The following is a 16,012-nucleotide window of genomic DNA, read 5'->3' on the forward strand; positions in this document are numbered from 1 at the left end:
CGAGCCGAATGAGGCCGCAGTGAAAGGGCCCAAGCGACTGTTTAACAAAAACACATGTCTCTGCGAAGTCAATTAAGACGACGTATAGGGACTGACACCTGCCCGGTGCTGGAAGGTTAAGGGGAGGGGTTATCTGCCGCAAGGTGGAGAAGCTCTGAACCGAAGCCCCAGTAAACGGCGGCCGTAACTATAACGGTCCTAAGGTAGCGAAATTCCTTGTCGGGTAAGTTCCGACCTGCACGAATGGTGTAACGATTTGGGCACTGTCTCAACCACGGGCTCGGTGAAATTGTGGTACCGGTGAAGACGCCGGTTACCCGCATATGGACGGAAAGACCCCGTGCACCTTTACTGCACCCTAGCATTGGGTTCGGTTAAAGCATGTGTAGGATAGGTGGGAGACTGTGAAGCCGGGGCGCTAGCTTCGGTGGAGTCGACGGTGAAATACCACCCTTGTTTTAATTGGATTCTAACCTCTCCGCTTGAATCAGCGGAAGGGACAGTGTTAGGCGGGTAGTTTGACTGGGGCGGTCGCCTCCTAAATGGTAACGGAGGCTCCCAAAGGTTCCCTCAGCATGGTTGGTAATCATGCGTTGAGTGCAAAGGCATAAGGGAGCTTGACTGTGAGGCACACAGGCCGAGCAGATGCGAAAGCAGGGCTTAGTGATCCGGTGGTTCCGAGTGGAAGGGCCATCGCTCAAAGGATAAAAGGTACGCCGGGGATAACAGGCTGATCTTGCCCAAGAGTTCATATCGACGGCAAGGTTTGGCACCTCGATGTCGGTTCATCGCATCCTGGGGCTGAAGAAGGTCCCAAGGGTTTGGCTGTTCGCCAATTAAAGCGGTACGTGAACTGGGTTCAGAACGTCGTGAGACAGTTCGGTCCCTATCCTATGCGGGCGCAGGATACCTGAGAAGAGTCGCTTCTAGTACGAGAGGACCGAAGCGAACGTTCCTCTAGTGTACCAGTTGTCGCGCCAGCGGCAGCGCTGGGTAGCTATGAACGGATGTGATAAGCGCTGAAAGCATCTAAGTGCGAAGCACACTTCAAGATGAGGTATCCCTTTCTCCAACGCAAGGCGGAGAACTGAAGACTCCTCGGAGATTACGAGGTTGATAGGCTGCAGGTGTAAGTCCGGCAACGGATTGAGCCGAGCAGTACTAATAAGTCGTGAGACTTAGCCATAAAGTTTATCTCAAGATAGATGTTATATTGACTCGCTCTTTCAATCTTTCATAAGTTTGTTCTTAAAATTTTTCTGGTGGTTATAGCTACGGGGAAACACCTCTTCCCATTCCGAACAGAGAAGTTAAGCCCGTAAACGCCGATGGTACTGCGTGCGCAAGTGCGTGGGAGAGTAGGTAGCTGCCAGGATTAATAATTATTACCCCATTTCAAAAATTTGAAATGGGGTTTTTTATTTTGTATTAAAGCTTTATCTTTGCTTTACAACCGGAGGGCTTATGAAAAAATTTATTATTATTTTTTTATTTGCATCTACACAATTTGCTTTTGCAGAATTTTATGCAAAAAGACTTTCACCACCATATACTGTCTGGAATACTTATCAAGTGCTTAAGTACGAAGCCAAATTTGAATTGTATGGTCTCTTCTACGAAACCACACTTAATCTTAAAATCAAATTAGGTAACGAATATCGTTGGACTGGTTATAGCTATTATTGCCAGGTCCCTCCTTCTGGTAGTTATGAATTCGTATGGAATTTTTCTCTTCCAAAAAATTCTTTTATAAAAAAATTTTCTGTGTGGGATAATTCAAAGCAATCTTTTACCGATGCTGCTATTATTGATATTTCTACTGCTGAACTAAATTATAATCAAAATTCATCTCCAAAAGCATTACTAAGAGAATATATGAGAAGAGATTATTATGGGAATTATAATCAACAATACGATATGAGATTTTCTCCAGTGCAATGGAATGAAGCAGTTGAATTCATTATTAAATTTATTACCCCGTGTGAAATTAATTACAATAAGAGAATAATTGAAAATTTAGTTGCTCAATTTTATTCTAATTATAATAATGAATGTCTTGTTAATGCATCAGCAAAATTATTTGTAGTTGATTATAACAATCCTTCAGCAAAACCTCTTAATTTCTTAAGTGCACCAATAAACTGGATTAAGCAGGGAAACTTCTGGGTTAAGGATACATCTTATGTTTCTCCGTTTAAAATCTATTTTCCTGAAGAATCTAATACTGGAAAATTTTTACGAACTCATTTCGATGATTATACTTTTTATCAACTATCTACAAAACCTTTTATAAGTGATGAACTCCGCAAATCAAGAAAAATTGTAATTGCTTTCGACATTGTAGGCAATTACTTCGGTAGTATGGGAAGAAATAATTTTTTAGATATGCTTTATGAAGTGTTATTAATTTCTACTACTCAAAAAGATTCATTGATTTTTATAATCAGTGATTTTAATACTTCATGGTTAAGCAAAGATTTTGAAGGAAGAACAGAAAGCCTAATAAAAGAAAAATTAAATACTGTAAAACAAGTTATTCCTAAATTGAATACACTCCCTTACATGCTGAAAGAAATTACTCGTTTTCTTAATGAAAAAAATGTAGATGCAGAAGTATGGTTGATTTCAGACGATTACCAAACTGCTGTGAGAGCAGAGACAGTAATGGAATTGTTGAACGAATCTTACTTCAGAGCAAAAAATAATATTGTGTTTAATATTCTCGATGCTTCAAATGCTTATTCTGGTTATTATATTCAAAATAAATACTATCGTGGCAATGAATATCTTTACGAAAATTTAACTCGTTTATCGAAAGGTAATTTTAACAAATTGTATAATGTTTACTATGGATATTATATTGACGAGGCTCTTGATTGTTTTGCACCAAAAATAAGCACAGTTGAAATCGACCCTATGCCTGTTAATGGATTTACTCATTCAAGAGTAAATCTTAATAGAGGGAAAAGTAATTTTAATATTACAGCAAGATTTGGACAAATTGGTGTATGTGATGGGACATTGCCGATTACTGTTAATTATTTTGGAAAATATCTTGGCGAGGATTATTTCAATTCTATTTTGTTGAATGAAGATGAATCATCTGTGCCAGATAATATGATTCAAAATATCTCTCTTTATTGGTATGGAAATTATATTATTAACGAATTGTTTTTACAACCTCAAAGTTACACAACAATAAAGTATATAGAAGAACTTTCAGTAAAAAAAGAATTATTAACTCCATACAGTGCATTTGTAATCCCAGGCCCATCAAATTATATTGGATTTAGTAGAATTTATGCAAAGGATTCTGTTGTAAATGTAGAGATTAGTGATTCAATTAATGAAAAAATTCTACCGAAAGAATTAAACATTTCTTGTTATCCAAATCCATTTAATCCATCAACTAACATAACTATAAAATTACCATATGAATTTATGAATAAAAACAAGAAGCTTGAGATTTATGATATACTCGGTCAAAAAATAAAAAGTTATGATTTGAGTAATTATTCATATTCTTCAGAAATTAATGTCATTTGGGATGGATTGAACGATGCATATACAGAGGTCTCTTCCGGAACTTATATAGCTGTATTTAAGACAGACAAATTAATTAAATCAATAAAATTATTATTGGTTCGTTAATAAAAGTTTAGAGGAAGAAAATGAAAAAAATAATTTTATTCTTTTTAGTTATCACATTTACATTAACTCATGCAACAGAATTTTCAGTGTATGAAGCCAATTATCCAAATGTAAAAGATTATAATGTGAATATTGATGATGTAATGCTGATAATTCGACCTGCTGGAGTTTATGTTGAAATTAATTTATATATGACTGTTTCTTATGATTTCCAAAGCTGGTTTTTTAAGAATTACAACGAACTTGAATTTAAATGGCAATTTAATCTTCCTCAAGATGCAATTGTTCATGAATTTTGTTATTGGGAAGGTGATTCAATCATTTATGCTAAAATGTTAGACAAATGGACTGCAGAATTATTATTTAGCAATGTAAGTACACCTGTTCGTAATCCTGCTTTGTTGGTTCAATCAACACCAAATAATGATGGACAGGTGATTCATGAATTAAGATTATTCCCGATTAAAAGAAATGAAAAAAGAAAATTTAAAATTCAGTATTTGCTTCCGGGCAGACCAACAGGAGAGAATTTAAGAATATGGCTGCCTATGACACAGTTGATTTCAAAAAATACACCGCCGCCGGAAAAGTTAAAAATTCTTTATGAATATGGAAACGAGCCTTATGAACCAAAACTGATTGGTACGGAAATTTTATCCTCTAAAAATCGAGGTGATATTTTTGCCTGGGAATTAGAAATTCCAGTAAGTGAAAATCAATTTGTAGAAATGGAATTGCCTTCTCCAATCAAAAAAGATGTTTTCTTTTCTACATTTACAAAAAATGGAGAACATTTTTATCACCTTGCAGTAAAGCCGCCACAAATTCAAAAAATTTCTAAGCCAAGAAAAGTATTATTTGTTATTGATTTTAACCGCTTTAACACAAATAATCTTGATGGCGATTTTCTGCTTTCATACTTAAAAGAATCTTTGCTTCAGGCTTTTGCAGAATCAGATTCGATAAATGTTTTAATAGCTTATGATGAATATATTATGGGAAGCAACAAGTGGGTGGGCTGCACTAAAGAAGGAATTGACAACTTATTTCAAAAAATTATGATGCGTTCATTTCCAAGTTATAATAATTTGCTCCCTTTAATTTCAAAAGCAGCGGAGTTTATAAATTCTCAAAGCGGTGATTCGGAAGTTTTATTTATCACTAATATTAATACAATTAATTTGTATGGAGAAAGCAAAGAACAACTTGCATACGAAATTATTGATAAATTTAAGAAAGGGACCAAAATTCATTTCTTTGATTTAGATAACAAAAGTTACTTAATCTGGAATAATGGTTACTATGAAACACCGATGCAAACATTTTACGGAATTATTACCTATTCAACATCAGGGAATTTATTTTTCTTGAGATATAATTCATTAAAAGAAATGTTGTTTGCTTTTCTTTATGAAGAAATCAGCCATTTTGAAAGTGTTGAAGTTCAAATGCGATATCAAGAAGGATATGCACACAGTAAACACTTTATTGCACTTCATGAAGGTTACTATCCTATCAATACTCCTATTATGCAGATTGGGAAATATTCCGGAACTTTTCCTGTTAATATTACAGTTTTTGGAAAATACAAAACTACAAGTGAAAAATATTCAATCACTTTAACAGAAAATGATGTTGACCATGGGAGCGAATTAGTTGCAACAACATGGTATGGCAAACACATTCAATCATTATTGAAGCTGCCTTATGATCCAATTACTGTTTCTAACATAATTGATTTGAGTATCGAACAAAACATATTGACACCATACACAGGTTTTCTTGTATTTAACATAGAACCAGGACAGGGGACGAATACTTCATCAAATACTTCACAAGGACCAGGTGCAAGTGATGGTAAAGATGGATTCAGCACAGATGTAAATGAGAATTCAAGTACAGATTCCTTGAACTTTGCTGTGAATGTTTTTCCAAATCCTTTTAATCCATCTACTACAATTAATTTCAAATTACCTTCAAGTGGAAAAGTATTAATCAGAATATATAATATTTTAGGAGAAATGGTTGATGAACTTATCAATAGAGAACTGAATGCCGGCAATCACTCAATCGTATTTAATGGTTCGAATCTTTCATCAGGAGTTTATATTCTTATAATATCTTTTGAAGGAGGAGGTAAAAATTATTTTGCTAAACAAAAATTGTTATTAATGAAATAAATATTTTTTTAAGATTAATTTTGGAAGTAAGTTTGTAAATACTTATTAAAGAATATTTCTCAATTAAGAAGAACTATTGGAGAAATTTTTTACTTAACAAAAAAATTGAGGAATAAATATGAAACAAAAAATTGCTCTAATTGGATTTGGAACAGTAGCACAAGGTTTGTGTGAAATATTAATCAATAAGAAAAAAGAATTGAAAAAGAATTACAATTATGAATATGAAGTTGTAGCAATAAATGATATTAAATATGGAACGGTATATAATCCTAAGGGACTGAATCTTAAAAAAGTTTTGGAAGATGTTCGAACAAATAATAAATTCACAAAGAATTTGATTGATTGGGATGCAATCAAAACAATCAAAAAATCGAATGCAAATGTAATTTGTGAATTGGCTTATACAAATTTGAAAGACGGGCAGCCTGCAATAAATCATTGTAAAACTGCACTTGAATTGCGCAAACATGTTGTAACAAGCAATAAAGGTCCTGCTGTGTATGCTTATAAGAAATTATCAGCTCTTGCAAAGAAAAATGGTGTCAAATTTATGATTGAAGGAACTGTGATGAGTGGAACCCCAGTACTAAATTTAGTTCGAGGACCATTAGCAGGTAATAAAATTTTTTCTGCAAAAGGAATTTTAAATGGCACAACAAATTTTATTTTAACAAAAATGGAAGAAGGAATGAATTATGATGATGCATTGAAAAAAGCACAAGAATTAGGATATGCAGAAGCAGACCCAACAAATGATGTTGAAGGTTTTGATGCACGTGCAAAAGTTACAATCTTAGCAAAAGTATTGATGGGTGCCAATTTGCATTTTAATGATGTTGAATGTCAAGGAATTACAAGAATTACGTTATCTGATATTGAAGAAGCAAAAAAACAAAATTCTCGATGGAAATTAATTGCTTCGGTAGAATTAAAGGAGAATAAAATTATTGCTTCAGTAAAACCAGAATTAATTCCATTAACTCATCCTCTTGCAGGAGTTATGGGCTCTACAAATGCAATTACATTTACAACCGATTTGCTTGGTGATGTTACAATTATAGGAAAAGGAGCAGGCAAAATTGAAACTGGTTTTGCAATATTAAGCGACCTGCTCGCAATTAAAAATTCAAAAAAATAGTTTTAATGTTTGATAATTTATAACAAACAAACATTGAAAGTCTATTTAATCAATTTTTAGCATTAAATTTCTGAAGAACTTCGAGCATGTATTTATGAATTTGAGGATTGCTTGCTAAAAATTGTTTGTCAAAAATATTAGCTTTTTTTCCATAAAAATCTGTAACAATTCCTCCTGCTTCTTCAACAATAAGCATAGCTGCACATACATCCCATGGATTTAAAAAAACTTCCCAAAAGCCATCAAATACACCTTCAGCCACATAACACATATCAATTGCTGCTGAACCAAGTCGTCTTACTGCTCTGCTGCATTTCAAAAATTCGACAAATCTTTCAATAGCATAATCAGGATTTTCTTTTATGTTATACGGAAATCCAGTAACAAGAACACTTTTTTCTAAATCGTCATTATCATTGACATGTAGTTTTCTGTTATCACAATATGAGCCGCTTCCTAACTCTGCTGAATAAAGTACATCACGCATAATATCATAAACAACACCGCATATTGTTTCATTATTTTTTTGAACTCCTATAGAAACTGCGAATATAGGCAATCCATGTGCAAAATTAGTTGTTCCATCAAGAGGGTCGATTACCCAGACATATTCAGAAGAATATTTTTGTGTTCCACTTTCTTCAGCAATAATTGAATGAGTGGGATATTCTTTTCTAATAAAATCAATAATTAATTGTTCGGATTTTTTATCAATCTCAGTTACAAGATTAGATAGATTGGTTTTGTATTCAATTAAAAAATTTTTTCTAAAACCTTCTCTAATTACATCTCCTGCTTCTTTAGCAATATCAATTACTTTGTTAATCATTTAGTTCTCCAAAAATTTTAAAATTGACATGCAATTTTAAATATTATTTTTTGTTTGACATAATTTGTAACAGCTATTTTTATCAATGAATTAATCCAAGTTTAATTTGATAAATTTTGTTGTCGTAGCACAATAGAATATACTTTTGTTTACCTTGTTAGCACATTAATATTTTGGTATATTTTGAATTGAAAAACAAATTTGATAGAAGGTTAATTAATGGAAGAAAAATTATTAACTCAGGAAACAGAATATTCCATGATTGAAGATATCCCCCGAATTTTGCCTGTATTGCCATTAAGAGATAATGTTATTTTTCCTTACATGATATTTCCAATTCTTGTAGGAAGGGAACAATCGATTCGAGCAGCAAATTATGCACTTGATAATTCTAAATATATTTTTCTTGCTGCTCAAAAGCGTTCAAATATTGATGAACCAACACCTGATGACATTTATCCAGAAGGAACAATAGCCAAAATTATTCAAATATTGAAACTGCCCAATGGTTTATTGAAAATACTAATTGATGGAATTATTCAAGGACGAATAAAAAGATTTACAGAGCGAACAAATTTTTTTGAAGCAGAAATTGAGGTTATTCCTCCAAAAGAAGAAGACCCTCGTGAAATGAAAGCTCTTCTTCGTCAGATGAGCAATCTTTTTAAAGAATATGTTAAAATTAACAAAGCAATTCCACCCGAAGCTTTAACAGCTTATGAAAATATTGAAGAACCTGACAGAAAACTTTTTTATGTGGCTGCAAACATCAATCAATCAATTGAAGTTAAGCAAAAAATACTTCAGAAATTTTCTATCAAAGAACAACTTTATGAAGTAATAAGAATACTTAATTCAGAAATCGAGATATTGAAGATTGAAAAAGAAATTGAAGACAAAGTTCAGGAAAATATTGCAAAGACTCAGAGAAAATTTATCATTCAGGAACAGATTAGAATTTTACAGGAAGAACTTGGAGATGAAGAAGAAACTTCTCCTGAATTTGTAAAATTAAAAGAGCAAATTCAAAAAGCTAAAATGCCTCCTCAAGTTCATGAAAAAGCAATGGAGGAATTAAATAAGCTTAAAAAAACTCCACCAAGTTCACCAGAGGCAACAGTAATAAGAAATTATCTTGATTGGTTAATTGATGTTCCATGGTATAAAAAAACAAAAGATAATCTTGATATAAAAAATGTTAGAAAAATTCTTGATGAAGACCACTATGGACTCGACAAACCAAAAGAAAGAATTGTTGAGCATATTGCAGTTTTAAATCTTGTAAAAAGTATGCGTGGACAAATTTTATGTTTTGTTGGACCTCCCGGAGTAGGTAAAACATCTCTGGGGAAATCAATTGCAAGAGCACTTGGAAGAAATTTTGTCAGAATTTCTTTAGGCGGTGTTAGAGATGAAGCAGAAATTCGTGGCCACAGAAGAACTTATATTGGTTCGATGCCGGGTAAAATTATTCAGTCAATGAAAAGAGCAAAAACAATAAATCCAGTAATGTTGCTTGATGAAATTGATAAGATGAGCATGGATTTTCGCGGCGACCCATCTTCTGCAATGCTTGAAGTTCTTGACCCTGAACAAAATCATACTTTTAATGACCACTATCTTGATGTTGATTATGATTTATCTCAGGTTATGTTTATTACAACAGCAAATGTCAGATACAATATTCCTTTGCCGCTTCAGGATAGAATGGAAATTATTGAACTCCCAGGTTATCTGGAATTTGAAAAAGTAGAAATTGCAAAAAGACATATAATACCAAAGCAATTAAAAGCTCACGGACTTGATAAATTTAATATTGATTTTAAAGAAGAAGCAATATTGAAAATAATTACTGAATATACTCGTGAAGCTGGAGTAAGAAATCTTGAGAGAGAAATTGCATCGGTTTTAAGAAAAACAGCTAAAGAAATTGTTTTAGCTCAATCCGAAAACGGAAAGAAAAAAATCAAAAAAAATTTTGTTATTGATGAAGAAGTAATTGAAAAATTTCTTGGGGTTCCAAGATACAGAACTAAAAAAGCAAATAAAGAATTGAGAGTAGGAAGTGTTACTGGTTTGGCATGGACAAGTGTTGGCGGAGAAATTTTGCAGGTTGATGCTACAGTTATGCCAGGCTCAGAGAAATTAACAATTACTGGTCAGATTGGTGATGTTATGCGTGAATCTGCTATGGCAGCATTGAGTTATCTTCGTTCGAATGCAAAAGAATTTGGTTTGCCTCAAAACTTCAATAAAGGAAAAGAAATTCATATACATCTGCCTGAAGGAGCTATACCAAAAGATGGACCTTCTGCAGGCATCACTATGGCAATGGCTTTATATTCTGCATTCAGCGGTAAACCAGCAAGAAATGATGTAGCAATGACCGGTGAAATCACATTACGTGGAAATGTTTTGCCAATTGGAGGTTTGAATGAAAAACTTTTAGCTGCGCGAAGGAATGAAATTTCCATTGTGCTAATTCCAAAAGATAATGAGAAAGATTTGAGTGAAATTAAACCAGAAGTAAAAGAAGGATTGAAAATTATTCCTATCTCAACAATCAAAGAAGCATTACCTTATGTTTTTGAACTTGATAATAAAAAGAAAAAGAAAACAAAAAAGACTCGGAAAAAATTATAATGGCAGAATCTATTATTATAAATAAAAATTTATCTGAAGAAGAAATTTATAATAACTTAATTCCTCAAATTGATTATTTAATATCTGAAAGCGATGAAATAATTTCTGCTCTATCAAATTTTACTGCAGCATTAAAAGAAGCATTTGATAAAATAAGCTGGGTAGGTTTTTATTTGTTGAAGGGAAATAAATTAATTTTAGGACCATTTCAAGGGAAAGTTGCATGTACTGAAATTGAATTGGGAAAAGGAGTTTGTGGAACTGCAGCAGAAAAAAAAGAAACAATTATTGTTGAGGATGTAAATAAATTTCCGGGACATATATTTTGTGATGCTGATTCAAAATCTGAAATTGTAATTCCATTAAAAGATAATAACAAAATTTATGGCGTGCTTGATTTAGATAGCTATACTTATTCCGCTTTTAGTGAAATTGACAAAAAGTATTTAGAAAAACTTTGTAATTTATTATTGAAAAAAATTGATACTGATAAAATCCAAAAATTAATTATTTGAAAAGCTATGAATTACCTTGTAACAGCTCGTAAATGGAGACCGCAAAAGTTTGAAGAAGTAGTTGGACAAGAACATATAACAACTACACTTAAGAATGCAATAATAAATAACAGAATTGCACATGCATATTTGTTTGCAGGACCTCGCGGAGTGGGAAAGACAACTACTGCAAGAATTTTAGCAAAAGTGTTGAATTGTCTTAATCCTCAAAATGGTGAACCCTGCAATGAATGCGAAATGTGCAAGGCTTTTCAAAATTCTCAAACTCTTGATATAATTGAGATTGATGGTGCATCAAACAGAAGAATTGAAGAAATAAGAACATTAAGAGAATCTGTAAAATATGCTCCTACAAAAGGGAAATACAAAATTTATATTATCGATGAAGTTCACATGCTTACTACAGAATCTTTCAATGCACTGTTGAAAACACTTGAAGAACCTCCAGAGCATACACTTTTTATCTTTGCTACAACAGATGTTCATAAAGTCCCTTTGACCATAATATCAAGATGCCAGAGATTTGATTTTAGAAGAATCGAGTTAAACACAATAAAAAATCTTCTTAAAAATATTGCTCAAGCCGAAGGCATTGAAATCGATGATACCGCATTGACTATTATTGCAAAGAAAGCTGATGGTGCTTTGAGAGATGCTCAAAGTTTTTTTGATCAGGCAATATCTTTCAGCGGCAACAAAGTTGATTCGGCTATTCTTGCTAAAATGTTTAATCTAATAGACGAGGAAATTTATTTTGATATTTCCGATGCTATTATATCAAAAAATTTCAAACATGCTTTTGATGTCACACAAAAAATTTATGATAACGGCTGGAACTATATTGATTTTCTGAATGGACTTAATGAACACTTTAGAAATATTTTAACTGTAGTCATTAGAAAAGATACACAGTTAGTAGAAAGTGCAGAAATTTATAAAGAAAAATATCTTTCTTATGCAGATAAATTTTCTGAAAGCGATTTGCTTAGGATTCTGACATTTATAAATAAAACTCAATATGAAATAAAATCTTCTTCTAATCCTAAACTGAAAATTGAAATTGCTCTATGCCAATTAATTGGTTTAGAAAAATCTGCATTGATTTCAGAATTAATTTCAAAAATTGGAAATGATAGCTCTTCGGGATTAAAAGAAAAAAATATTTCGTATGCCAGTAGTTCTCAATCATTCAAAAAAGATATTTCGAATGTAAGACCTGTTACAAAAGAAGAAATTAAAATTCCAGAAGTAAAATCTTTCATTCCCCCAACAGCAAAAGATTCTGATGATTTCAATAAGATTATAGCAAAATGGCAGGAATTTGTTGAACAGGTTAAAAATGAAAAATTATTTTTTGGTTCAGTTCTGTTAAATACAAACCCAATTGATTTTGTTAATAATAAATTAAAAGTAGAAGTTGAAAAGCCAGAAGATTGGGATATGATTTGCGACAATAAAAACTATCTCGATAAAAAAACAAAAGAAATTTTTGGCAAAAAAATAGAATTTGATTTTGCAGACAAAAATTTATCACAAATGAAATCAACTGCGGACCAATCAATCGAAGAAGAAAATCCACTTGTCAAAGCAGTAATTACAAAACTTGGTGGTAAAGAAATAAAAAAATAGTTTTTTAATGAACTCAATTCTTTTTCGAGAATTTATTTTTCATTGTCTGTTATTTTACTTTTTAACCTCATCAGTTTTCCCACAATCAAATCATGAAAACAATAATGATACTTTAACAACACTTTGGTTACTTGAAAGTCCTTTCAATGTTGGAGGATTCTATACAACATTTCTTACTGATAAACCAGCGGTTATTAATTCATCTTATGGTAAGGCTTTATATTTTGATGGAGTAGATGATGGGTTGTTAATTAATTTTAATCCTATTGCCGGTTATTCAAGTTTTACAATCGAAGTTATCTTTAAACCTGATTCTTCAAAAAATTCTGATAATTATGAACAAAGATTTTTACATATCAAAAACGAAGATGACAGCAAAAGAATTCTAATAGAATTAAGATTACTTAAAAACAAAAGGTGGTCGCTCGATACATTTATTAAATCGGATACTTCTCGATGCACACTGTTAGATACAACAATAACTCATCCAATAGGAGACTGGTATCACGTAGCATTAAGTTATAGCAATGGAATAATGAAACATTATGTCAATGGGAAAGAAGAATTATCTAGCAAAGTAGATTTTTATGGGATAAAGGATGGAACCACATCAGTTGGAGTCAGGCAGAATTTAAAATCATGGTTTTGTGGAACAATTAAAGCAATTAAATTCACAAACAAAGCATTGCCGCCAGATAAATTTTATTTTTGCAGATGACGTAGTTCCATAGATTAATGTTGTTTATAACCCACAAAATCATTCTTCTTTATTATAAAATCAATTCATTTATAATATTTTTTCGCAAATCCTCGTTTTGATTAAGTGAAAAAATATTCTTTGATTCATCGAAAAGTTTCAAAATAGTTAAAACGTTTAACTATTTTAACCAATTTTTACTCATTTATATTTTAGTTCTGCCGGGTAAAATATCATAAATTTTGATAAAAATTGCTGATTATGGTTTAAAAATGCATAATAATTACTTGCCTTTTTTAAACTATTAATAGTGTAAAAAAATTTGTTAAGAGTTCTTGACAATAAAAAGTTAATAATCTAATTTTAGGTAAAACGTTTAACTAAATATGCAAGTAACTATAAAAGATGTAGCTAAAAAAGCCGGCGTTTCGATTGCTACTGTTTCTTTAGTACTTCATAATAATAAAAGAATCTCGAATGTAACACGCAATAAAGTACTGAAAGCAATTAAAGAATTAAACTATCACCCATCACGTTCCGCCAAAGGTTTAGTTACTAAAACAACAGGCAATATTGGTTTTGTTTTAACCGAAGACCATTTCTTGAGAACCGAACCATTCTATACAAAAATATTTTTAGGGACAGAATTTGTAACAAGAGGTAATGATTATTATGTTCTTTTAGCAACAATTAAAAGAGACTTCGAAGAACACGACCACTTGCCAAGATTTATACTTGAAAAAAATGTCGATGGAATTATTATTGCCGGTAAAGTTCCATCTCTATTTTTATCGCAACTCTCCAAATACAAAATACCATTAGTTTTTGTTGATTTTTATCCGCCTCACGGAGATTATAATGTTGTGCTCATTGATAATATTAAGGGTGGTTATTTAGCAACAAAACATCTGATTGAGCTTGGACATAAAAATATTGCATTTGTTGGTGGCGATATTACTCATCCAAGCATTACAGACAGATTAATTGGATACAAACAGGCTTTAGAATCTTCTAATATTCCTATTAACCAAAATTTTATAATAACTGACGAAGATTATCCTGCTCGCTCAAATGGTTATAATGCAGCAAAAAGATTATTAACTAATTACAAAAACATCACAGCAATATTTGCATGTAACGATGCAATGGCATTGGGCATAATGCAATATTGTTCTGAAAATGATATTAAAATTCCTGATGATATTTCTATTGTTGGTTTTGATGATGTTGAATCTGATATCTCAATAACACCACAGTTGACTACTATTAGAGTTCCCAAAACAGAGCTTGGAATTGAAGCAATGAATTTGATGGTAAACCTTCTTAAAGAAAAAGAAAACTTGCAAACAAAAAAAATTCTTGTGCCTGTTGAACTTATTGTAAGAAATTCTACAAAGAAAATTACTTATTAATTATGCAAGCATTAATCTTTATAGAACCAAATAAATTTGAAATCGCAGAAAAAGAATTAAGAAAACCTGCAAGTGATGAATTAATTATTAAAATTAATTCATGTGGAGTGTGTGGAACAGATTTTCACATTTTTAGAGGCGAAGCATTTGCAAAAAATAATACAATATTAGGTCATGAATTTAGTGGAACAATTGTCGATAGAAACAATCACTATGAATATGAAAATGGTGATTCTGTTGTTGTTGATCCCAACATATTTTGTGGTAAATGTTATTACTGTCGATCTGGCAAAGTTAATTTTTGTGAAAACCATAAAGCTTTAGGAGTTACGTTAGATGGTGGATTCGCTGAATATGCAATTGTGCCTGAATCACAAGTTTATAAAATACCATCAAATATCCCGCTTGATATTGCTTCTTTTGCTGAACCATTATCCTGTTGTTTGAGAGGTATCGATAGAAGCGAAATTAAAACTGGAGAATCAGTTATAATTCTTGGAGGAGGACCGATAGGCTTATTGATGCTGCAACTCGTTAAACTAAGAGGTGCAAGCAAAGTAATTCTTATTGAACCAAATGAATTCAGAAGACAATTAGCTTATAAACTTGGAGCAGATTATACTTTTGAACCTGACGAACAAAATCTTAAGAGTAATATTTTTGATTTAACTAATGGTGGTGCTGATTGCGTCATAGAATGTGTTGGCAATTCACAAGTTGTATCAAATTCTTTAGAACTTGTAAAGCGCGGAGGTAAAATTATTCTCTTTGGTGTTCATTCATTGAACTCAAAAGTAAATATTGATTTGAATAAATTTTTCCTTTATGAACTAACAATAAAATCTTCATTTTTGAATCCATTTACATTCTCCCGCTCAATTGAATTACTCATAAATAAAAAGATTATCGTTGATTCTTTCCCAATTCAAAAAGTTAATCTGGAATCATTGCTCAAAATTTTTTATACAAAAACTTCTGCGGACGTATTAAAATATCAATTTCATAATTAAACATTGGAGGTCCAATGAGTAAGCTGATACTTAATATTAGATGGATTTTTTTATTAACCACATTATATCTGATGAGTTTTGATTTTTCAATAGCTCAATCAGGTATAAATCTCATAGGCAGCTTCGAACAAGAATTACCCTCATACTGGAAGAAGGGGAAAGAGCCAGCAGGAAGTAAGTTAGTTTGGGCAAGTGACCAGTATAGGTCAATGGGCAGGAGTTTGAAGATAGAGAAGACAGGTAAGGGAGAAGAAGCCTATTGGGAAAGTGAGAACATGTGCGACTTATGGTCACCTACACACAGC

11 protein-coding genes and 2 rRNA genes (1 of these 13 running past the window's edge) are annotated in these 16,012 nt (G+C 32.0%); 12 read left to right on the forward strand and 1 reads right to left on the reverse strand.

What is annotated here, in order from left to right:
- From AC27L2_RS10000 to AC27L2_RS10020, 5 genes are all read left to right on the forward strand, one after another.
- Positions 1-1,186: ribosomal RNA gene (locus AC27L2_RS10000) — 23S ribosomal RNA — on the forward strand (it extends 1,835 nt beyond the left edge of the window).
- Between the two features lie 72 nt (positions 1,187-1,258).
- Positions 1,259-1,375, forward strand: a 5S ribosomal RNA gene (gene rrf, locus AC27L2_RS10005).
- Between the two features lie 89 nt (positions 1,376-1,464).
- Positions 1,465-3,651 carry a T9SS type A sorting domain-containing protein gene (locus tag AC27L2_RS10010; protein WP_487211625.1) on the forward strand — a complete coding sequence of 729 codons (2,187 nt, stop codon included), beginning with the start codon at positions 1,465-1,467 and terminating at the stop codon, positions 3,649-3,651.
- Between the two features lie 20 nt (positions 3,652-3,671).
- A complete protein-coding gene (locus AC27L2_RS10015; RefSeq protein ID WP_487211626.1) occupies positions 3,672-5,831 on the forward strand; it encodes a T9SS type A sorting domain-containing protein in 2,160 nt (719 codons plus the stop codon).
- Between the two features lie 118 nt (positions 5,832-5,949).
- On the forward strand, positions 5,950-6,972 hold the full coding sequence (locus AC27L2_RS10020; RefSeq protein ID WP_487211627.1) for a homoserine dehydrogenase: 1,023 nt from the start codon (positions 5,950-5,952) through the stop codon (positions 6,970-6,972).
- A 49-nt stretch (positions 6,973-7,021) separates the two neighbouring features.
- Here the strand turns inward: AC27L2_RS10020 and AC27L2_RS10025 are convergent, their stop codons facing one another.
- Entirely contained in the window at positions 7,022-7,801 is a 780-nt protein-coding gene (locus AC27L2_RS10025) for an inositol monophosphatase family protein (RefSeq protein WP_487211628.1), read from the reverse strand.
- Positions 7,802-8,020: 219 nt separating this feature from the next.
- Here AC27L2_RS10025 and lon point away from each other — a divergent pair, with 219 nt between their 5' ends.
- The 7 genes from lon to AC27L2_RS10060 form a co-directional block, all read left to right on the forward strand.
- Entirely contained in the window at positions 8,021-10,444 is a 2,424-nt protein-coding gene (gene lon / locus AC27L2_RS10030) for an endopeptidase La (protein WP_487211629.1), read from the forward strand.
- Positions 10,444-10,959, forward strand: coding sequence for a GAF domain-containing protein (locus tag AC27L2_RS10035; RefSeq protein WP_487211630.1), 516 nt, complete (start codon positions 10,444-10,446; stop codon positions 10,957-10,959). The genes lon and AC27L2_RS10035 overlap by 1 nt, the downstream gene beginning before the upstream one ends.
- Positions 10,960-10,965: 6 nt before the next feature.
- A complete protein-coding gene (dnaX, locus tag AC27L2_RS10040) occupies positions 10,966-12,588 on the forward strand; it encodes a DNA polymerase III subunit gamma/tau (RefSeq protein ID WP_487211631.1) in 1,623 nt (540 codons plus the stop codon).
- Positions 12,589-12,595: 7 nt separating this feature from the next.
- A complete protein-coding gene (locus AC27L2_RS10045; protein WP_487211632.1) occupies positions 12,596-13,306 on the forward strand; it encodes a LamG-like jellyroll fold domain-containing protein in 711 nt (236 codons plus the stop codon).
- 365 nt (positions 13,307-13,671) lie between these two features.
- Entirely contained in the window at positions 13,672-14,697 is a 1,026-nt protein-coding gene (locus tag AC27L2_RS10050; protein WP_487211633.1) for a LacI family DNA-binding transcriptional regulator, read from the forward strand.
- A gap of 2 nt (positions 14,698-14,699) precedes the next feature.
- Complete coding sequence (locus AC27L2_RS10055) at positions 14,700-15,707, forward strand: zinc-dependent alcohol dehydrogenase family protein (protein WP_487211634.1); 1,008 nt, start codon at positions 14,700-14,702, stop codon at positions 15,705-15,707.
- Between the two features lie 14 nt (positions 15,708-15,721).
- Positions 15,722-16,012, forward strand: a 291-nt coding sequence (locus AC27L2_RS10060; protein ID WP_487211635.1) for a hypothetical protein, incomplete at its 3' end; no start/stop codon positions are given.

The sequence above is a fragment of the Rosettibacter sp. KY25 genome (genome assembly GCF_057554405.1).

What these genes read in the sequence shown, in the direction of transcription:
- AC27L2_RS10010 (WP_487211625.1), top strand. Translation starts at nt 1,465, where the DNA reads ATGAAAAAATTTATTATTATTTTTTTATTTGCATCTACACAATTTGCT.
- AC27L2_RS10020 (WP_487211627.1), top strand. Translation starts at nt 5,950, where the DNA reads ATGAAACAAAAAATTGCTCTAATTGGATTTGGAACAGTAGCACAAGGT.
- AC27L2_RS10035 (WP_487211630.1), top strand. Translation starts at nt 10,444, where the DNA reads ATGGCAGAATCTATTATTATAAATAAAAATTTATCTGAAGAAGAAATT.
- lon (WP_487211629.1), top strand. Translation starts at nt 8,021, where the DNA reads ATGGAAGAAAAATTATTAACTCAGGAAACAGAATATTCCATGATTGAA.
- AC27L2_RS10015 (WP_487211626.1), top strand. Translation starts at nt 3,672, where the DNA reads ATGAAAAAAATAATTTTATTCTTTTTAGTTATCACATTTACATTAACT.
- AC27L2_RS10050 (WP_487211633.1), top strand. Translation starts at nt 13,672, where the DNA reads ATGCAAGTAACTATAAAAGATGTAGCTAAAAAAGCCGGCGTTTCGATT.
- AC27L2_RS10055 (WP_487211634.1), top strand. Translation starts at nt 14,700, where the DNA reads ATGCAAGCATTAATCTTTATAGAACCAAATAAATTTGAAATCGCAGAA.
- AC27L2_RS10045 (WP_487211632.1), top strand. Translation starts at nt 12,596, where the DNA reads ATGAACTCAATTCTTTTTCGAGAATTTATTTTTCATTGTCTGTTATTT.
- dnaX (WP_487211631.1), top strand. Translation starts at nt 10,966, where the DNA reads ATGAATTACCTTGTAACAGCTCGTAAATGGAGACCGCAAAAGTTTGAA.
- AC27L2_RS10025 (WP_487211628.1), bottom strand. Translation starts at nt 7,801, where the DNA reads ATGATTAACAAAGTAATTGATATTGCTAAAGAAGCAGGAGATGTAATT.